This is a genomic window from Achromobacter sp. D7-1, from assembly GCF_059760445.1.
Genome location: NZ_JCBAMT010000030.1, coordinates 28,292 through 47,363, shown reverse-complemented (window position 1 = coordinate 47,363; position 19,072 = coordinate 28,292). Strand labels below are relative to the sequence as shown.

Sequence of the window (19,072 nt, the reverse complement as noted above, 5' to 3'; positions counted from 1 at the left end):
CATGATCGGCCGCATCCGTCTCTTCGTCCTTGGCGCCTGCCTGGCTGCGTCCGGCCTCGCGCAGGCGCAGCCGGAAGCCTTCGCGGCGGCGCGGGCGCGCGGCGAACTGGTGGTGGGAGTGCCTTTCCTGGCGCCGCCGCCCGCGGCCGGCGCCAAGATCCGCACGCCGGACGGCCTGGACGCCGCAATGACCGACAGAGTGGGGCAAAGCTTGGGACTGCCGGTGCGCCTGGTGCAATTGCCGCAGGAGCAGGCCGCTGCTGCGCTGGCGGCAGGGCAGGTTGATCTAGTCCTGACCGACGGCGCGTCGGCCCAGCCCGACGCCGTCGCGACGCAAGCCACGGGCTATGCCGCTCGTCCCAAGGCCGTGATCCGCAGCGATACCAGCCTGCGCCGGCCCGCCGACGTGCGCGGCCGTAGCGTCTGCATGGCCGAGGCCGCAACCGCTTCCCGCGCCCTGGCCGAGAGCTGGGGCGCCGTGGTGCGCACCTACCGCGTGCCGTCCGATGCGCTGGTCGCCGTGCGCGAAGGCAGCTGCGACATCGGGCTGGTGGACGATGCGGTCTGGGAACCGCTGGTGCGCTTCCCGGAATGGAAGAAATTCTCCTCGACGCTGGCGGCCGATGGCGCCAGGCGCGAACGCGTGTGGCTGCTGCCGGCGTCCGACTCCGCCAGCCGCAACTGGCTGAGTCAGGAAATGCGTGCCTGGGACCGTGCCGGCGCCTGGAAGGCAATGACGGCGAAATGGGCGCGCGACGTGGCCTTCGACGTGTACCTGGACCAGGAAGTGCCAGACTGCCACGGCTAAGCCGGCCTCCTGATTGGCTGCGTCCTGGCGCTGCAAGACGTTCGCTGCGAACCTTCGGCATGGCGCGGGGCGGCAGTGCCAGCACATACAATGCCGGTCATGACGCACACGCTGACCGCTCCTTGCACTTACCAGGAAGACATCAAGAAAAGCCGCTTCGTCGCGTATGCGGCGCCCGTGTCCGGGGTGGACGAAGCCATGCGCTTCTTTGCCCAGCACAGCGATCCGGAAGCGACCCATAACTGCTGGGCCTACCGCATCGGCCAGGAATATCGCTTCAATGACGACGGCGAGCCCGGCGGCACGGCAGGACGTCCCATCCTGCAAGCGATCGAAGGCCAGGACATGGATCGCGTGGCGGTGCTGGTGGTGCGCTGGTACGGGGGCATCAAGCTGGGCGCAGGCGGACTAGTGCGCGCCTACGGCGGCTGTGCCGCCAATTGTTTGCGGTTGGGAGCGCGCACGGAGATCGTGGATCTGGCGACTGTCGCCTGCGCTTGTGGCTTCGGCGAACTGGCGCTGCTGAAGTCGCGCCTGGCTCAGGCGGGCGCGACGATCCTGCAAGAAGATTTCAATGAGGAAGGCGTTGCGCTGCGGTTCACGCTGCCGCGCGCGGCGGTGGCGGATCTGGAGGTGACGGTCGCCAACATCACCCGCGGCCGCGCCGCCTGGGAAGTGGAATCGTAGTACGGATGCCGCGCGTGAAAGCCCAGGCAAGAAGCCAGGCATTCAGCGCGCATGACCCGTCATCATCCGTGCCCGCTCAAGCGTCCTGCCCATTCTGGGCCGCGGCGATTTCCTGGTGGACCTTTTCCATGTCCACTTCCTTGATCTTGGCCAGCAGCTCGTTGAGCTGGCCGCCGGATAGGGCGCCCGGTTGCGAGAACAGCAGAACCTTTTCGCGGAAAACCATCAGGGTCGGGATCGAGCGGATGCCCAGCGCGCCGGCCAGTTCCTGCTCCACGTCCGTGTTGACCTTGGCAAACGTGACGTCGGGGTGCTCGGTGGCGGCCTGCTCGAAAACCGGCGCGAAACCGCGGCACGGGCCGCACCAAGGCGCCCAGAAATCGACGATCAGGGTGCCGTCGGGGGTGATGGCTTCCTGGAAGCTGTCTTTGGTGAGTTCAACAATACTCATTTTGAATCCTTGCCGCGTGAGCGGCGCAAAAGGCGGTGTCGGAGGCCTGGGGTGTGCCGGTCCCGGACCCGATAAGGCGATGCGTTTTCCGTGCTCTTTGAGTCATAGTAGAGCGTGTGGCTGCCGCATCGCAATGGTTGGCGCCCGGGGGGCGCAATCTGCCGCGTTCAGGCCGCGGTGCTTGCCGCGGCGCCGTTTTTCAATGAAGCGACAATCTCGAACGAGCGCAGGCGGTCTGCGATGTCGTAGAAATCCGAGACGATCATGACTTCGTCGGCCTCGGTCTCGGCGACCAGGGCTTCCAGTTCGCGCCGGACGGTATCCGGGCCGCCCACGATGGCGGCGCCCAGTCTTTGTTGGACAGCCTCGCGCTCCCATTCGTTCCACAGGCCGTCCATGCTGTCCACGGGCGGCTGCAGTTGCAGCCGGTTGCCGCGTACCAGCGACAGGAACTTCAGCTGCTGGGTGGTGGCCTGGCGCCTGGCGGCCTCATCGGTTTCGGCGGCCACGACGGGCACGCCTATCATGGCGTAGGGGCGGGCCAGCGTTGCCGATGGCTTGAACAGGTGGCGGTAGAGGCGCATGGCCGCCATGCCTTCGGGCGAGAAATGTCCCGCAAAGGAGAAGGGCAGGCCCAGCTCCGCGGCAAGCCGCGCGCTGAAGTCGCTGGAACCCAGCAGCCAGATCGGAATGTCCAGGCCTTCGCCGGGAATCGCGCGCACCGGTTGCCCGGGGCGCGAGGGCGCCAGGAAGCCGCGCAATTCTTCCACCAGCGCCGGAAACTCCAGTCCGCTGCGCGGGCCGCGGCGCAGCGCGTGCTGCGTGGCGCCGTCGCTGCCGGGCGCGCGGCCCAGGCCCAGATCGATGCGGCCGGGGTAGAGCGTTTCCAGGGTGCCGAACTGCTCGGCGATGATCAGCGGCGCGTGGTTGGGCAGCATGACGCCGCCCGAACCCACGCGCAGCGTATTGGTGTGCGAAGCCACGTGGCCGATCAGCACGGCCGTGGCGCTGCTGGCCACGCCGTTGATGTTGTGGTGTTCAGCCAGCCAGAAACGTTTGTAGCCCAGGCGTTCCACGTGCTGCGCGACCGCGACGGTGTTGCGGAAAGCGTCAGCCGCGTCGCGGCCCTGCACAATCGGGGCCAGGTCCAGTACGGAAAAAGGGATGCGGGCCAGGCTGCTCATGCGGACACCTCCGTGCTCGAGGCGGAACAGGACAACAGGGCGGGAACAAAGCGGGTAAGGCGCAAGGCGGACTCCATATGCCGTTATACATGGGGAGTGTATCGGTGAAATCAAGCGGACCCGCCAGCAACCTTATGGTGCGGCGGGTTGATTGAATTGCGCTATCCCTGCGATTGAGCCGCTCTGTCCGATGGTCTTACGTCCGCGCCTAGCCTGGGAAGAAGGCGTAGCGGATCACGAACAGCGCCGCGACCAACCAGGTGGCGGGATGCACGTCGCGGATCTTGCCGGTGGCGGTCTTCAGCACCACGTAGCTGATGAAGCCGAACGCGATGCCGTTGGCGATCGAGTACGTGAACGGCATGACCAGCGCGGTCAGCGCGGCCGGCGTGGCTTCGCAGACGTCGTTCCAGTCGATGTCGATCAGCTCGCGCATCATCAGGCCGGCCACGTAGAGCAGGGCGGGCGCGGTGGCGTAGGCAGGCACGGCGCCGGCCAAGGGCGAAATGAACAAGGCAGCCAGGAACAGCAGCGCCACGACCAGCGCGGTCAGGCCGGTACGGCCGCCGGCCTGCACGCCGGAGGCGCTTTCCACGTAGGCAGTGGTGCTGCTGGTGCCCAGCATCGAGCCTGCGACAATGGCAGTGCTGTCGGCAAACAAGGCGCGGCCCAGGCGGTTGGGGCGGTTCTCGGGCACCAGGCCGGCGCGCTTGGCCACGCCCACCAGCGTGCCGGTGGCATCGAACACTTCAACCAGCACGAACACCAGGATCACATGCACGAAGCCGCTGTGCAGCGCGCCCAGGATGTCCAGCTTCATGAGCGTGGGCGCCAGGCTGGGTGGTGCGGCGAAGATGCCCTTGAACTCGTTGTAGCCCAGCAGCATCGACAGCAGCGTGACCACGATGATGCCGATCAGGATGGCGCCGCGCACGCGCAGGGCGTCCAGCGCGGCGATGATGAAAAAGCCCAGGATGGCGAACAGCGGTCCGGGCTGGGTCAGGTCGCCCAGCGTGACCTTGGTGGCCGGGTGCGCGACCACGATGTTGGCGCTGGATAGCGCGATAATGGCAAGGAACAGCCCGATGCCCGCGGCGATGGCGCTGCGCAGCGAATGCGGTATGCCCTTGACCAGCCAGACCCGGATGCCCGAGAACGTCAGGAACAGGAAGATCACGCCCGAGATGAACACGGCGCCCAGCGCCTGCTCCCAGGTATAGCCCATGGTCTTGACCACGGTGAATGCGAAGAAGGCGTTCAGGCCCATGCCCGGCGCCATGCCGATCGGCCAGTTGGCGATCAGCGCCATCACCAGCGAGCCCAGCGCGGCGGCCAGGCAGGTGGCGACGAACACGGCATCGCGGTCCATGCCCGTTGACGACAGGATGTCCGGATTGACGAAGATGATGTACGACATCGTCAGGAAAGTCGTCAGGCCGGCGACCAGTTCCGTGCGCGCTGTCGTGCCGTGTTCACGCAGCTTGAATAGCTTCTCGAGCATTCGAGTCCCCAATGTATTTGCAGGATTGCGGGTTGTTGTAGGCGGGCCGGGTTGCCCGCCGGTTTTTCATAAACGGGCGTATTTTCGCATCAGTTGTAAACTCTGCCGCCATGATTATTCTCGGCTTTGAAAGCTCCTGCGACGAAACCGGTGTCGCAGCCGTCTGTACCGAACGCGGTCTGCTGGCGCACGCGCTGCATACCCAGATCGCCATGCACCAGGAATACGGGGGCGTGGTGCCGGAACTCGCCTCGCGCGACCATATCCGCCGGGTCGTGCCGCTGACGCGGCAGGTCCTGGAAGAAGCCGGCCTGCAGATGTCCGATATCGGCGCGGTCGCCTATACGGCAGGGCCGGGCCTGGCGGGCGCCTTGCTGGTGGGCGCCAGCGTTGCGCAGTCATTCGCCTGGTCGCGCCATCTGCCCGCCATTGGCATCCATCACCTCGAAGGCCACCTGCTGTCGCCGATGCTGGCGGACCCGCGGCCGGAATTTTCCTTCGTGGCGCTGCTGGTTTCCGGCGGACATACGCAGCTGATGCGGGTGGACGGCGTGGGCCGCTACGAATTGCTGGGCGAAACGCTGGACGATGCGGCGGGCGAGGCTTTCGACAAGTCGGCCAAGCTGATGGGGCTGGGCTATCCGGGCGGGCCGGCGCTGTCCAGGCTGGCCGCCAGCGGGGACACCGCGCGTTTCGACCTGCCGCGGCCCATGCTGCACAGCGGCGACCTGGACTTCAGCTTCAGTGGCCTGAAAACGGCCGTGCTGACCCGGGTCAAGGCTGCCGAGGCGGCCGGCGGGCTGGACGAACAGGCGCGCGCCGACCTGGCCGCGGCCACGCAGGCCGCCATCGTGGAAGTGCTGGCGGCCAAGGCCATCAAAGCCCTGAAACAGACCGGCCTGAAGCGTCTGGTGGTGGCCGGCGGCGTGGGCGCCAATCAATTGCTGCGCGCCAAGCTGGACGCCGCGCTCAAGCCGCTCAAGGCGCGCGCCTATTTCCCGCCGCTGGAACTGTGCACCGACAACGGCGCCATGATCGCCTTTGCGGCCGCCGAGCGGGTCAAGGCGGGCCTGGCGACCCTGGACCCGGATGCGCACAGCTTCACCGTCAAGCCGCGCTGGGACCTCGCCGACATCGCCTGAAATGAAAAGGGCGGCCCTGGGGCCGCCCTGTCACATGCGCGTCTTGCTTATTTCTTCTTGCCGCCGCCAATGCGGCTTTCCGTGCCTTGCACCAGGCGCGTGATGTTGGCGCGGTGGCGGTAGAACAACAGCACGCCGATGATCGCCAGCGCGACGCCCATGGGCGGCTGCGCATACCAGGCCAGGCCCGAGCCGAACACGTAGTACACGGGGGCGAAAAAGGCCGCCACCAGGGATGCCAGCGACGAATAGCGGAAGAACACCGCGACGATGAGCCAGGTGGCGGCGGTGGCGACCGCCAGCCAGGGCTGGATCGCCACCAGCACGCCCAGGGCGGTGGCCACGCCCTTGCCACCCTTGAAGCGCAGGAATATCGGGTACAGATGCCCCAGGAAGGCGGCCAGCGCCACCAGCGCCAGCGCGATCGGGGAGATCCCGGGCGCCAGTTTTTCGGCCAGCCAGATCGCGAACCATCCCTTGGCGGCGTCGCCCAGCAGCGTCAGCGCGGCGGCGGTCTTGTTCCCGGTGCGCAGCACGTTGGTGGCGCCCGGGTTCTTGGAGCCGTAGCTGCGGGGGTCCTGCAGGCCCATGAGCTTGCTGACGACCACGGCGAACGGCACGGAGCCGATCAAGTAGGCCAGCAGAATGAGCGCAGCGCTGAAGACCAGAGAGGGGTCGTTTATCGCCATGAAAGGGGTCCGTTGTTGTTGTGTTGTTACCGTAATGGCTGCGGATTCTACCGCGCCCGGGGCCGGGCCCGGCTACGGGTTATCGAGCGGGATGCTGGCGCCCGTCTGCCAGCAGATCGCACGGATGGCGGCCGCGGACGGTACAATCCGACGCGTTCACCCGCGTTTTATTTTCTTTCGGATGCACAATGCGAATTCTGGTTTCGAACGATGATGGTTACTCCGCCCCCGGGCTCGAGGCGCTGGTTGACGCGCTGCAGGGCCTGGGCGATCTCACCGTCGTCGCGCCCGAGACCAACCATAGCGGCGCGTCCAATTCGCTGACGCTGAACCGGCCGCTGTCGGTGCGCACCGCCTCCAACGGCTACATCGCCGTCAACGGCACCCCGTCAGACTGCGTGCACGTGGCCCTCACCGGTCTTATGGATACCCGGCCCGACCTGGTCGTGTCCGGCATCAACAACGGCGCCAACATGGGCGACGACACCCTCTATTCGGGCACCGTGGCCGCCGCCAGCGAAGGCTATCTGTTCGGCATTCCCGCCATCGCGTTCTCGCTGGCCGAGAAGGGCTGGGCGCACATCGATTCCGCCGCGCGCGCCGCGCGCCTGGTGGTCGAGCGCCACCTTGCCCAACCGCTGGCCGCGCCGGTGCTGCTGAACGTCAACATTCCCAGCCGCCGCTTCGAAGACATGCACGGCTTCGCGGTCACGCGCCTGGGCAAGCGCCATCCCTCGCAGCCGGTGGTGCGCACGACCACGCCGTATGGCGATACCGTCTACTGGATCGGGCCCGTGGGCATGGCGGCCGACGCCACGCCGGGCACGGACTTCCATGCCGTCGAGCAGGGCACCGTGTCAGTCACGCCGCTGCGCCTGGACCTGACCCAGCACAGCCAGCTCGACGAGATCCGGACCTGGGCGGAGCCGCTATGCGCAAACGCGTAAGCCAACCGGATGTGAGCCAGCCCGTGTCCGGGCGCACCGGCCCGGTGCGCTACGACTCGGGCCGGCTCAGTCCTGGCGTCACGCCCGCCAACAGCAATACGCGCATTTCCGCGGCCACGCTGCAACGCCAGACGCAGGCGCCGACGCCGGCGTCCGGCAGCAACCTGGGCCTGAACTCCGACCGCCTGCGCCAGGCCATGGTGGAACGCCTGCGGGCGCAGGGCATTACCGACGAACGCGTGCTCAACGCCATGGGCGCCGTGCCGCGCCATCTGTTCGTCGACGAGGCGCTGGCCAGCCGCGCCTACGAAGACGCGGCGCTGCCCATCGGCCATTCGCAAACCATTTCGCAACCCTGGGTGGTGGCGCGCATGATCGCCGCTGCCTGCGACGACCGCACGCCCACCCGTGTGCTGGAAGTCGGCGCGGGTTGCGGCTACCAGGCAGCGGTGCTCGCGCAGTTCGTGCGCGAGGTCCACACCATCGAACGCATCCGCGGACTGTATGAGTTGGCGCGCGAGCATCTGCGCGCCTTGCGGCTCACCACGAGGATCCGTTTGATCTACGGCGACGGCATGCTGGGCCTGCCCGGCGTGGCGCCGTTCGATGCTATCGTTGTGGCTGCCGCTGGCCTTGCCATCCCGCAGGCGCTGCTGTCTCAGCTCGCGCCGGGTGGCCGCCTGATCGCTCCTGAAGGGGGCGCCAACCAGCGCCTGGTTCTCATCGAACGCACAGGCGCGGCCAGCTGGAAACGCACCGAATTAGAGGCCGTGCGCTTTGTGCCGCTACGGGCCGGAATACAATCTTGAGCAAACAGGAGAAACGTATGCTCAACGGGCAGTTGCAACTGACCGATATCACCCTGGGCGCGTCCATGACGCGCCTGCGCCGCCCGCTCTTCATCGCGGGGGCTCTCAGCCTGTCCATTCTGGCGGGCTGCGCTTCGAAAGGTACTCGCGCCCCGGTGGTCGACATGACCGGCGGGCAACCCGCGCCGGCGACCCAACCCGGCGGCAGCTATGTAGTGAAGCCGGGCGACACGCTGTACAAGATCGCCCGCGCCAACAATGTGGACATCGAGAACGTCAAGCGCTGGAATAACCTCAGCGACCCCAACCAGATCTCGGTCGGCCAGGTCCTGAAGATGTCCGGCGGCGCCAGCGGCGGGGCGCAGACCGCGCCGGTCGCAGGCACCAAGCCGCAGCCGCGTCCGCTGGACCAGCCGGAAACCCTGCCGCCGCCCACTACCGAGACCACCACCCCGCCGCCCACGGCGCCGGTCGAAACCAAGCCCGCCACGCGCGCGGCCGATGCGGCCGTCATCAATTGGGCCTGGCCCGCCAGCGGTCAGATCGTGCAGGGCTTCAACAACAGCAGCAAGGGCATCGACATCGCCGGCGCCTTGGGCGATCCCATCACCGCCGCGGCGGACGGCCTGGTCAAGTACAGCGGCAACGGCGTGCGCGGCCTGGGCAACCTGATCATCGTCGAACACCAGAACGGCTTCATCACCGCTTACGCGCATAACCGCGCGGTGCTGGTGAAGACAGGCCAGACGGTCAAGCGCGGCGCCAAGATCGCCGAACTCGGCCAGAGCGACACCACCTCGCCGCGCCTGCATTTCGAGATCCGCCGCCAAGGCCAGCCGGTGGACCCCATGCAGTACCTGCCTGCCAAATGACGCCCACCCTGGTATTCGACCTGGAAACCATCCCCGATGCCGATGGGCTGCGCAAGCTCAATGGCTGGGGACCCGAGGTTCCTGACCAGGAAGTGGTCGAGCGCGCGCTGACTGCGCGGCGCGAGGCCGTGGGCCATGATTTCCTGCCGTTGCATCTGCACAAGGTGGCGGTGGTGGGCTGCGTGTTCCGCGACGACCAGGGCTTTCGCGTCAAGACGCTGGGCCAGCCCGACGATCCCGAAGCCGCCTTGCTGGCGGGCTTCTTCAAGACCATCGAACGCTACACGCCCAAGCTGGTGAGCTGGAACGGTTCCGGCTTCGACCTGCCGGTGCTGCATTACCGCAGCCTGATCCAGGGTGTGCCCGCGCCGCGCTACTGGGACATGGGCGAGGAAGACCGCGATTTCAAGTTCAACAACTACATCTCGCGCTACCACTCCCGCCATCTGGACCTGATGGACCTGCTGGCCAAGTACAACGGCCGCGCCAATGCGCCGCTGGACGAGCTGGCCAAGCTTTGCGGCTTTCCCGGCAAGCTCGGCATGGATGGCAGCAAGGTGTGGGAGGCCTGGAGCCAAGGCCGCGCCGACGAGGTACGGGCCTATTGCGAAACGGACGTGGTCAACACCTGGCTGGTGTATTGCCGATTCCGTTTCCTGCGCGGCGAACTCGACCGCACTTCCTACGAAGCGGAAATCGCGCTGGTGCGCGACACCCTTAGCGCCAGCGACGCGCCGCACTGGAAGGAATACATGGCGGCCTGGGACGCCAACTGAACGCCTGGGCGGCCTCAAGATCCGTCTGTCGGGAAGCAAGGAAGAAACGGGGCCCGCGCGGCCCCGTTCTTGCGCCTGGCGCCGGCGCAATCGACTGAAACATTGCTTGCTTGGACGAAACCTGGATGAAACCGGGGCAACCGCACAATGGCCTCGCTTTCTTCACTTTCAGGAGACCTACATGTCCCGATTCGCTATCCGCTCCAATTTGGCCGCTCTTGCATTTGTCGCCGCGACGGGCGGCATGGTGGCCGGCTCCGCCATGGCTGCGCCTCCTCCTCCCGCTGACGGCGGTCCCGCCGCCATGCACGATGGCCAGCGCGGCGGCTTCCACAAAGGCATGCGCGACGGCCTCTTCGTTCCCGGCCTGGGTCCCGTGACCAAGGCGCAGGTCGCCGAGCTGAAGCTGGACGACAAGCAGCAGGCCTTGTTCAAGACCGCCCAGGACGGCCAACGCAGCCTGCACGAAGCCATGCGCGCCTCCGGCGGCAAGCGCCACGACCTGTTGAAGGCGCAACTGGACAGCGGCAAGCTGGATCCCCGCGCACTGGTCGAACAGTCCGAAAAATCGCGTGAAGCCTTCGGTCCCCAGGCCAAGCAGGTGCGCGACCAGTGGCTGGCCGTCTGGGACAGCCTGAACGACACACAACGCGGTCAGGTGACCAAGTTCGTCAAGGAGCGCCAGGATCGCATGCAGGAGCGCCACGCCCGCATGGAAGGGCGCCATGGCAAGGGCAGGGCTGAAGCGCCCGCGGCCGCCGCGCCGGCCAAGCCCGCCGCCAACTAAACGTCGCAGCCGGCCTTCCTGGCCGGCCCGGTCGTACTACCCCGGACACGCAGTCGCGTGCCGGGGTTTTTCATTTGCGGACACTGCCGGTGGCATGCCCGCCAGCGGCGCCGGACCATGCGGGCGAGGACTCCCCGTTTTGACGCATGAATGCCTGCGCACAGACCTGCGTCTGCACTGTCCTGGTGCGCGGCAGGCGGCGCCGCGGCGCATGCGCGTCGCAATCAGCTTGCGCCGGACCTGGCACGGACATTGCTTGGTGTAGTGGGAACCGGTACGAAATGTTGCACAGCCGGCCCTGTGGATGCGCGACAGCCATCTCCCACTCGATAAAACCGACCAGGACTCCGCATCATGAAGAAGACGTTGCTAGCCGCGCCCTTGGCGCTCGCCGCTTGTTTCGCCGCGACGGCGCAGGCCGAACCCACCGATCTGGGCGGCGGATTCTCGCTCAGCGGCAACGCCGCCATCGTCAGCGACTACCGTTTCCGCGGCTACTCGCAGACCGACTTTCGGCCCGCCGTGCAACTGGGCTTCGACCTGACGCACAGTTCCGGTTTCTATCTAGGCAACTGGAACTCCAACGTCTCCGACTTCGTCTTCACCGACGGCAACCTGGAGATGGATTTCTATGGCGGCTGGAAGGGCGACGTAGGTGGCGGCTTCACGCTGGACGCGGGCGTGCTGCACTACTACTACCCGGGCTCCAGTTCGCCGAAGGGCGGCAACTACAACAACACCGACCTCTACCTGGGCGCGTCCTACGGCAACTACAGCCTCAAGTACTCCTACACGCCCAGCGACTTCTTCAGCACGCCCGACAGCAAGGGCACCTGGTACCTGGACGGCACGGCCAATTTCGACCTGGGCGACGGCTGGGGCCTGGTCGGCCACCTGGGCTACCAGAAGCTCAAGAACCAGACCAATATGGACGGCGACTCCATCGGCCATTACGTCGACTACAAGGTCGGCGTGACCAAGGACCTGAAGGGCTGGATCCTGGGCCTGGCCGCCGTGGGTGCGACCAAGGACAACTGGCTGCCCACGAAATACGGCCATCCTTCGGGCCGCCTGGGCGCGGTGTTCTCGGTGGCGCGTTCCTTCTGACCTTTATCCGTGGCGGCGCCTGACAGCGCCGGCGTTGGGCTTGCCGTGGGACAGCTGTTGGCGCGCTGTCTACGGCAAGCCTTTTTTTTGCCGGACAAGATAAAAAATACACTGTGGGAATCGAATCAGAACCTCAGGCGTTCCAATGATAGAAACACGCCTATTGCGGCAATTCATCGCGGTGGCCGAAACCCTGCACTTCAACCGCGCCGCACAGCGACTGCACATGGCGCAGCCGCCGCTGAGCCAGGCCATCCGGCGGCTGGAGGCCGAGATAGGCGCAACGCTGTTCGAGCGCACCAACCGCAGCGTCGCGCTGACGCCCGCAGGCGCGGCGTTCCTCGAGACGGCCCGGCGCATCCTGGACGGGCTGGATGAAGGCGTGGCGCGTACCCGGCGGGTGGCGCAGGGCATGGACGGGCATTTGACGATGACCTTCATCAACATCGCGCCCTATGCCTCGTTGCTGCGGGCCTTGCGCGATTTCCGGCTGACGTGCCCCGCAGTGGCGTTCACCCTGCGCGAAGGCACGACGCGAGAGCAGGTCGAGGCCCTGGAGAACGGGACTGCGGATATCGGATTCCTGCGCACGCCGGGCGGCAGCACGCCGGATCTGCGCTTTCAAGCCCTGCTGCGCGAACCCCTCTGCGTGGCCCTCCCGGCAGGTCATCCCCTGGCCTACCAGCCTTCGATCGAACTCGCCAAACTCAAGGATGAAGCGTTTGTCGCGTCACCCAGAAGCTTGGGGCAGGGCCTGCACGACCAGCTGATCCAGCTATGCCAGACCGCGGGCTTCCGGCCCATGGTGGCGCAGGAGGCGCGTCAACTGCAGACACTGATTGCACTGGTGGCCGCGGGTTTCGGTATCGCTCTGCTGCCAGGATCGCTGGCCGCGCAACGGCGCGACGACGTCGTCTTTCGCGCCATCGAGAGCGACGCGCCCATGGCGCTGACGCATCTGGACCTGTTGATGGCCTGGAATCCGGAGCGGGCGTCGCCCGCCCGCGACCGTCTGGTCTGCACCATGCAGCAGGCCTTTTCAGACGTTGAAAGTCTTATTTTTTAATAAATAAGATATTTTACGAACCCGCGACAGATCCCTAAGCTCAGTCCCAGGATCCGGCCGAGCGCCTCACAGCGCCTCGCGGTTTGCGCCGGACCTTTCCATTTGAGTCCGGGATCGTCATGCCTGTCGCCGTCTACGTCTTTTCCGTATGCACTTTTGCATTCGGCCTTTCCGAATTTGTCGCGGCCGGCCTGATATCGGCCATGGCCGCAAGCCTTGGTGCCAGCATCGAGGCGGCGGGCGCCTCAATCGCGGTCTACGCCTTGGGGGCAGCCATAGGCGCACCGCTGGTGACCGCGCTGCTCGCGCCCTGGACGGACCGCCGCATCCTGGCGCTAGCCATGGCCGTGCTGGCCGCGGGCAGCGTGCTGATGAGCCTGTCGCCCACTTTGCCGGTCTTGCTGGGCGTGCGTTTTCTGGTGGGACTGGCGCACGGGGTGTTCATGGCGGTGGCGTCGGATGCGGCCGCAAGGCTGGTGCCGGCCCCGCGGGCCGGGCGGGCGCTGTCGGTGGTGTGGATCGGCCTGACGTTGGCTTTGGCGCTGGGGGTGCCGTTAGGCACATTCCTGGGCAGCATCTGGTCGTGGCGTGCCATTTTCGCTGGTGTGGGCGCGTTGGCGCTGGCCGGCGTCATCGGCCTGCTGCGCTTCATGCCGGTGCGCGGGCCGGGCAAGCCGCAGGCGGGCGTGCGGGCTGGCTTGAAGGCGCTGGCGCATCCGCGCATGCTGGCGACGGCCGGAGTGGGCGCCTTGGTCAGTGTGGCGACGTTCAGTTTCTTCACCTTCATCTCTCCCTATCTGCTACAGGTCACGCGGGCGGATGTGCGGTGGCTCAGCGCGGCTATGCTGCTGTTCGGCCTGTGCTCGATTGCTGGCAATCTGTTGGGCGGCTATCTGGCTGACGCGATGGACGGGGATCGCGCCGCGCTGTATGCGCTCGCGGGGTTGACCGTCAACCTGCTGGGACTATATCTGTTGCGGGGTTCCGGGCTGGCGGTGGTGGTGCTGGCCGGCGCGCTGGGCATGGTGTTCTTCTGCATCGTCACCTTGCTGACGCTCCGGCTGCTGAAGCTGGCGCAGCGCCATGTGCCCGAGTCCACGGCGGTAGCGGCCGGCCTGAACATCGCTTCCTTCAATCTTGGAACCGCGGCGGGCGGCGGGCTAGGCAGCCTGACCATCGTCCATGCCGGCCTGGCGTGGCTGCCGCTTGTGGGAGCCGTTGCCGCCGTGGCGGCCATGGCCGCGCTGCGCTTGCAGCGGGCGCGCACGCAGGCCCGGGGCATCGCCCGACAGTCAAGGGGCTAGGGCCGACAGCGGTGCGTTCCGGCCCCGCTACTTCCATTTCCAGGATTGGCCGCAGTCCTTCTACAATAGCGGGTTGCGTGTAATTCTTCTGGACTGCGTGAGATGTCTGACGTTTTGAGTATTGAATCCCTGGACCTGGAAGCCAGGGGTATCGCCCGCCGCGACGGGAAGGTGGTCTTCGTGGAAGGCGCCTTGCCGGGCGAACGGGTTACTACGGTCACGTTGCGCCGCAAGCCGTCCTACGAGATTGCGCGCGTGGACGAGGTGCTGCGGCCTTCGTCGCAGCGGGTGGCGCCGCGCTGCCCGCATTTCGGCGTCTGTGGCGGCTGTGCCATGCAGCACCTGGAGCCCAGCACGCAGGTGGCCATCAAGCAGCGTTCGCTGGAAGACACCTTCTGGCACGTCGGCAAGCTGCGCCCGGCGCGCATCCTGGCGCCGCTGCAAGGCCCGACCTGGGGCTACCGCTACCGCGCCCGCCTGTCGGTGCGCGTGGTGCCGAAGAAGGGCGGAGTGCTGGTCGGCTTCCACGAACGCAAGAGCAGCTACGTGGCTGACATGCGTGAATGCCATGTGCTGCCGCGCCACGTCAGCGACTTGCTGATCCCCTTGCGCGAAATGATCGGCTCCATGTCGGCGCCGGACCGCATGCCGCAGATCGAAGTGTCGCTGGGCGAGGGCGTGACCGCCCTGGTCCTGCGCCATCTGTTGCCGCTGACCGACGGCGACATCGCCATCCTGCGCGCCTTTGCCGCCAAGCACAACGTGCAGTGGTGGCTGCAGTCCAAGGGTCCGGAAACCGTGCATCCGCTGGAGCGCGAGCATGGCGAAACCCTGGCCTACACCATGCCGGAATTCGGCCTGCGCATGCCGTACCGGCCCACCGATTTCACGCAGGTCAACCACGCCATCAACCGCGCCATGGTGTCGCGCGCCCTGAAGCTGCTGGAAGTGCAGACTACCGACCGCGTGGCCGATCTGTTCTGCGGCCTGGGCAACTTCACGCTGCCGCTGGCGACGCAGGGCAAGGAAGCGGTCGGCGTGGAAGGCAGCAAGGCGCTGACCGACCGCGCGTTCGATGCGGCATCGCGCCACGGCCTGGGCGATCGCACCAGCTTCGCCACCCTGAATCTGTTCGAGGTGGACGTGGACTGGCTGCGCGGGCTGGGCTACTTCGACCGCATGCTGATCGATCCGCCGCGCGAAGGCGCGCACGCGGTGGCGCAGGCATTGTCGCTGCTGGAGGCGCACGAGCGTCCCGTGCGCATCGTCTACGTGTCCTGTAACCCGGCCACGCTGGCGCGAGATGCGGCCATCATGGTGCATGAAGGCGGTTATGTACTGAAGAGCGCGGGCGTGATCAACATGTTCCCGCACACGGGCCACGTGGAGTCCATCGCGGTGTTCGAGTCTTTGGACGCCGAAGGCATCGCGATAGTGCGGGAACGGGCGCGCCAGCGCGCCATCCAGGCCGCGGCGGAAGCGGCTGCCGCGGAAGAGGCGAAGGCCGCGGCCGCCGCCGAGAAGGCGGCCGCCAAGCAAGCCGCGACCGAGGCGTACCACGCCAAGGTAGCGGCCGAGGCGCAGGCCCAGGACTGATCGCGCGGGGCCTGGGCCGCTTCAGTGCTTGCAGCTCAGGCCTTCGAGGATGGGGCAGTCCGGCCTGTCGTTGCCCTGGCAGTGCTCGGCCAGATGCTTCAAGGTGGCCGCCATGTCGCGCAGCGCCTCGGCCTTGCGCTCGAGTTCCTGCACGTGCTCCAGCGCGATACGTTTCACGTCGGCGCTGGCGCGGCTGCGGTCCTTCCACAGGGCCAGCAGCTCATTCATCTGTTCCACCGAGAAGCCCAGGTCGCGCGCGCGGCGCACGAAGTGCAGCGTATGCAGATCGTGGTCGCTATACACGCGGTAGCCGGAATCCGTGCGTCCGGCCGGGCTGATGAGGCCGATGCTTTCGTAGTAGCGGATCATCTTGGCGGAAATGCCGGAACTCTTGGATGCTTCGCCGATATTCATTGCTGTGCTCCTGTGTAGCCTGACTCCGATTCTACGCTTGACCTTGCTATCATAGGAAGGTTTAAGCTGCTTTCCATGGTGGACGAAATGATGTCCATCACCCTTGAATCCTATGGAGATAACTATGAGCATCGAGTTCCAAGTGGCTGACATGACCTGCGGCCATTGCGCCAAGACCATCACGGCCGCAGTGGCCCAGGCGGCGCCGGGCGCGACTGTCGCGATCGACCTGCCCACGCACCGCGTGACCGTGACCGGAGCCGATGACGCCGACAAGATCGAAGACGCGATCCGTGACGCCGGCTACGCGCCCGTGGCGGTGTAATCTCCCCAGGTGCGAGGCCGGGCTATGATAGATCTGGCCTCGCATCAATTATTTCTTCATTGCTAAAACCTATCGATCTATTGAATTTATTAAATTTGAATAATTGATAGTAAGGATTTATCATTCTTTCCATGGTGGTTAATCAAACAACCCCGCTACCCCAAGGAGAGATTTGAATGCTGCAAAACCGCGAAGGCCAACGTGTTCCGAACGTAACGTTCCCGGTCCGTGAGGACAACACCTGGAAGAAGGTCACGTCCGACGACCTGTTCAAGAACAAGACCGTCGTGGTCTTTTCGCTGCCCGGCGCTTTCACGCCGACCTGCTCGTCGACCCACCTGCCGCGCTACAACGAACTGGCCCCCGCGTTTTTCGCCGCCGGCGTGGACAGCATCGTCTGCGTGTCGGTCAATGACACCTTCGTCATGAACGAATGGGCCAAGGACCAGGAATCGGCCAACATCACGCTGCTGCCCGACGGCAACGGCGCCTTCACCGAAGGCATGGGCATGCTGGTCGACAAGAGCGACCTGGGCTTCGGCAAGCGCAGCTGGCGCTATTCCATGCTGGTCAAGGACGGCGTGGTCCAGAAGATGTTCATCGAGCCGGAAAAGGAAGGCGACCCTTTTGAAGTGTCGGACGCCGACACCATGCTGGCTCACTTCGCCCCGTCGGCCAAGAAGCCCGACCAGGTGGTCGTGTTCTCCAAGCCGGGCTGCCCGTTCTGCGTGGAAGCCAAGGCGCTGCTCGATGCCAAGGGCTACGCTCCGATCGAGATCCCGCTGGAAAACAAGGTCCGCGGCCGTGTGATCGGCGCCGTGTCCGGCAAGGGCACCGCCCCGCAGGTGTTCATCAACGGTTCGCTGATCGGCGGCCTGGAAGAGCTCAAGGCGCACTTCGCCTAAGCGTCTGCAAACCTGCCGGCTCCTGGGTTCGTCCTGGGGCCGCGCAGGGCGGAAGGGCGGTTCGCCGCCCGCCGCCACCTTCACGAGTTTCCCTTTTTACGCACCTTTGCGCACGGCCCCTCGCGGGCGCTGTGGGACGGCCTACGTCCTGAGGGTGCGCAACAAGGCGGAACCCGCCTTCCTGAATTCCTGCTCCACGCCACATCGGGGGACACCCAGTCATGAAAACTCTGCATACCGATATCGCCGTCATCGGCGCCGGCACGGCCGGCCTGGCCGCCTATCGCGCTGCCCGCGCCGCGGGCCAGCGCGCGCTGCTGATTGAAGGCGGTCCCTACGGCACCACCTGCGCCCGCGTCGGCTGCATGCCGTCCAAGCTGCTGATCGCCGCTGCCGAAGCGGCTCACAGCGCCGCGCACACCGAGCCCTTCGGCGTGCACGTGGGGGGCGAGATCACGGTGGACGGGGTCGAGGTGATGGACCGCGTCAAGCGCGAGCGCGACCGTTTCGTGGGCTTTGTGCTGGAAGGCGTGGAAAGCATACCCGCCGAGGACAAGCTGCGCGGCTATGCGCGCTTCGTGTCGGACACGGTGCTGCAAGTGGACGAGCACACGGAAGTGCGCGCCTCCCGCGTGATTATCGCGACCGGCTCGCGCCCCGCGGTGCCGCCGCCGTTCCGCGCGTTGGGCGACCGGCTGGTGCTGAACGACGACGTGTTCGCCTGGGACGATCTGCCGGGACGCGTGGCCGTGTTCGGTCCGGGCGTGATCGGGCTGGAACTGGGCCAGGCGCTGGCGCGTCTGGGCGTGGAGGTGCGCGTGTTCGGCGTCAGCGGCAGCCTGGCCGGCATCAGCGATCCGCAAGTGCGCAACACCGCCCGCAAGATCTTCCAGCGCGAGTTCTATCTGGATCCGGACGCCCGCGTGCTCGAGACGACCCGGGTCGGCGACGAAGTGGAAGTCCGCTATGTGGCGCTGGACAATACCGAACGCACCGAACGCTTCGACTACGCGCTGGTCGCCACTGGCCGCCGCGCTAACGTGGACGGGCTGGGGCTGGAAAACACCTCGCTGCAACTGGACAAGCATGGCGTGCCGCTGTTCGACCGCGCAACCATGCAGGCGGGCGACGCGCCCATCTTCATTGCCGGCGACGCCAATGCCGACGCGCCGTTGCTGCACGAAGCGGCCGACGAAGGCCGCATCGCCGGCGAAAACGCCGCCCGCTATCCGGAAGTGCGCAAAGGCTTGCGCCGCGCGCCGCTGGCCGTCGTGTTCTCGGACCCGCAGATCGCCATGGCGGGCCAGGGGCATGCGCGGCTGGTGCCGGGTACCTTTGTGACGGGCGAGGTGGACTTCAGCGATCAGGGCCGCTCGCGCGTCATGCTGAAGAACCGCGGCATGTTGCACGTCTACGCGGACATCGAGACGGGCCGTTTCCTGGGCGCCGAAATGGTCGGCCCCAGCGCCGAACACATCGGCCATCTGCTGGCCTGGGCCGTGCAGCAGGAACTGACCGTGGCGCGCATGCTGGAGATGCCTTTCTATCACCCCGTGATCGAGGAAGGTTTGCGCACCGCGCTGCGCGACGCGGCGGCCAAGCTGGCCCAGGCGCAAGAGGCGCTGCGTCGTGAAGAGCCCGAAAGCGAAACAGCCTGAGTGCCGCAATAGCGATTGCACGACCTGGCAAGAAAAAAGGCCAC

At 66.3% G+C, this 19,072-nt stretch carries 20 protein-coding genes; 15 read left to right on the top strand and 5 right to left on the bottom strand.

The features are described from left to right. Position 1 precedes the first annotated feature (1 nt). On the top strand, positions 2–808 hold the full coding sequence (locus AC6LKD_RS15105) for a transporter substrate-binding domain-containing protein (protein WP_013394057.1): 807 nt from the start codon (positions 2–4) through the stop codon (positions 806–808). Between the two features lie 99 nt (positions 809–907). Then, a complete protein-coding gene (locus AC6LKD_RS15100; protein ID WP_492275261.1) occupies positions 908–1,495 on the top strand; it encodes an IMPACT family protein in 588 nt (195 codons plus the stop codon). 76 nt (positions 1,496–1,571) lie between these two features. Here the strand turns inward: AC6LKD_RS15100 and AC6LKD_RS15095 are convergent, their stop codons facing one another. The 3 genes from AC6LKD_RS15095 to AC6LKD_RS15085 form a co-directional block, all read right to left on the bottom strand. Beyond that, on the bottom strand, positions 1,572–1,946 hold the full coding sequence (locus AC6LKD_RS15095; protein WP_013394055.1) for a thioredoxin family protein: 375 nt from the start codon (positions 1,944–1,946) through the stop codon (positions 1,572–1,574). A gap of 167 nt (positions 1,947–2,113) precedes the next feature. Beyond that, positions 2,114–3,130 carry an LLM class flavin-dependent oxidoreductase gene (locus AC6LKD_RS15090; RefSeq protein ID WP_013394054.1) on the bottom strand — a complete coding sequence of 339 codons (1,017 nt, stop codon included), beginning with the start codon at positions 3,128–3,130 and terminating at the stop codon, positions 2,114–2,116. 208 nt (positions 3,131–3,338) lie between these two features. Further along, on the bottom strand, positions 3,339–4,631 hold the full coding sequence (locus tag AC6LKD_RS15085; RefSeq protein WP_013394053.1) for an NCS2 family permease: 1,293 nt from the start codon (positions 4,629–4,631) through the stop codon (positions 3,339–3,341). Between the two features lie 110 nt (positions 4,632–4,741). Between AC6LKD_RS15085 and tsaD the strand changes: the two genes are divergently transcribed. Next, positions 4,742–5,773: a tRNA (adenosine(37)-N6)-threonylcarbamoyltransferase complex transferase subunit TsaD gene (tsaD, locus tag AC6LKD_RS15080; protein ID WP_498116659.1), complete on the top strand. Its 1,032-nt coding sequence runs from the start codon at positions 4,742–4,744 to the stop codon at positions 5,771–5,773. A gap of 47 nt (positions 5,774–5,820) precedes the next feature. On the opposite strand, the gene plsY is transcribed toward tsaD, so the two are convergent. Then, the gene (plsY, locus tag AC6LKD_RS15075; RefSeq protein WP_013394051.1) at positions 5,821–6,462 is read right to left on the bottom strand and encodes a glycerol-3-phosphate 1-O-acyltransferase PlsY; all 642 of its coding nucleotides are present in this window, start codon (positions 6,460–6,462) and stop codon (positions 5,821–5,823) included. Positions 6,463–6,650: 188 nt separating this feature from the next. Between plsY and surE the strand changes: the two genes are divergently transcribed. The 9 genes from surE to rlmD all read left to right on the top strand — a co-directional run bounded on the left by surE (position 6,651) and on the right by rlmD (position 15,726). Then, positions 6,651–7,409 carry a 5'/3'-nucleotidase SurE gene (surE, locus tag AC6LKD_RS15070; protein ID WP_013394050.1) on the top strand — a complete coding sequence of 253 codons (759 nt, stop codon included), beginning with the start codon at positions 6,651–6,653 and terminating at the stop codon, positions 7,407–7,409. Beyond that, positions 7,394–8,218, top strand: coding sequence for a protein-L-isoaspartate(D-aspartate) O-methyltransferase (locus AC6LKD_RS15065; RefSeq protein WP_013394049.1), 825 nt, complete (start codon positions 7,394–7,396; stop codon positions 8,216–8,218). Before surE ends, AC6LKD_RS15065 begins: the two co-directional genes overlap by 16 nt. A gap of 17 nt (positions 8,219–8,235) precedes the next feature. Further along, positions 8,236–9,090: a peptidoglycan DD-metalloendopeptidase family protein gene (locus AC6LKD_RS15060; RefSeq protein ID WP_013394048.1), complete on the top strand. Its 855-nt coding sequence runs from the start codon at positions 8,236–8,238 to the stop codon at positions 9,088–9,090. Next, a complete protein-coding gene (locus AC6LKD_RS15055; protein ID WP_013394047.1) occupies positions 9,087–9,866 on the top strand; it encodes a 3'-5' exonuclease in 780 nt (259 codons plus the stop codon). Before AC6LKD_RS15060 ends, AC6LKD_RS15055 begins: the two co-directional genes overlap by 4 nt. A gap of 181 nt (positions 9,867–10,047) precedes the next feature. After that, positions 10,048–10,653, top strand: a complete 606-nt coding sequence (locus AC6LKD_RS15050) for a hypothetical protein (protein WP_207465184.1) — start codon at positions 10,048–10,050, stop codon at positions 10,651–10,653. 354 nt (positions 10,654–11,007) lie between these two features. Then, positions 11,008–11,760: a TorF family putative porin gene (locus AC6LKD_RS15045; RefSeq protein WP_492275257.1), complete on the top strand. Its 753-nt coding sequence runs from the start codon at positions 11,008–11,010 to the stop codon at positions 11,758–11,760. 145 nt (positions 11,761–11,905) lie between these two features. After that, positions 11,906–12,826, top strand: coding sequence for a LysR substrate-binding domain-containing protein (locus AC6LKD_RS15040; RefSeq protein WP_207465180.1), 921 nt, complete (start codon positions 11,906–11,908; stop codon positions 12,824–12,826). 119 nt (positions 12,827–12,945) lie between these two features. Continuing rightward, positions 12,946–14,130, top strand: coding sequence for an MFS transporter (locus tag AC6LKD_RS15035; RefSeq protein WP_498116658.1), 1,185 nt, complete (start codon positions 12,946–12,948; stop codon positions 14,128–14,130). A 102-nt stretch (positions 14,131–14,232) separates the two neighbouring features. Next, on the top strand, positions 14,233–15,726 hold the full coding sequence (rlmD, locus tag AC6LKD_RS15030; RefSeq protein WP_498116657.1) for a 23S rRNA (uracil(1939)-C(5))-methyltransferase RlmD: 1,494 nt from the start codon (positions 14,233–14,235) through the stop codon (positions 15,724–15,726). Between the two features lie 21 nt (positions 15,727–15,747). Here rlmD and cueR read toward each other — a convergent pair whose 3' ends face one another. After that, the gene (gene cueR, locus AC6LKD_RS15025; protein ID WP_498116656.1) at positions 15,748–16,140 is read right to left on the bottom strand and encodes a Cu(I)-responsive transcriptional regulator; all 393 of its coding nucleotides are present in this window, start codon (positions 16,138–16,140) and stop codon (positions 15,748–15,750) included. Between the two features lie 124 nt (positions 16,141–16,264). Here cueR and AC6LKD_RS15020 point away from each other — a divergent pair, with 124 nt between their 5' ends. The 3 genes from AC6LKD_RS15020 (at position 16,265) to AC6LKD_RS15010 (ending at position 19,028) form a co-directional block, all read left to right on the top strand. Continuing rightward, complete coding sequence (locus tag AC6LKD_RS15020; RefSeq protein ID WP_013394040.1) at positions 16,265–16,465, top strand: heavy-metal-associated domain-containing protein; 201 nt, start codon at positions 16,265–16,267, stop codon at positions 16,463–16,465. A gap of 176 nt (positions 16,466–16,641) precedes the next feature. Continuing rightward, the gene (locus AC6LKD_RS15015) at positions 16,642–17,370 is read left to right on the top strand and encodes a glutathione peroxidase (RefSeq protein ID WP_013394039.1); all 729 of its coding nucleotides are present in this window, start codon (positions 16,642–16,644) and stop codon (positions 17,368–17,370) included. A 221-nt stretch (positions 17,371–17,591) separates the two neighbouring features. Beyond that, entirely contained in the window at positions 17,592–19,028 is a 1,437-nt protein-coding gene (locus AC6LKD_RS15010; RefSeq protein WP_498116655.1) for a dihydrolipoyl dehydrogenase, read from the top strand. Positions 19,029–19,072: the final 44 nt, after the last annotated feature.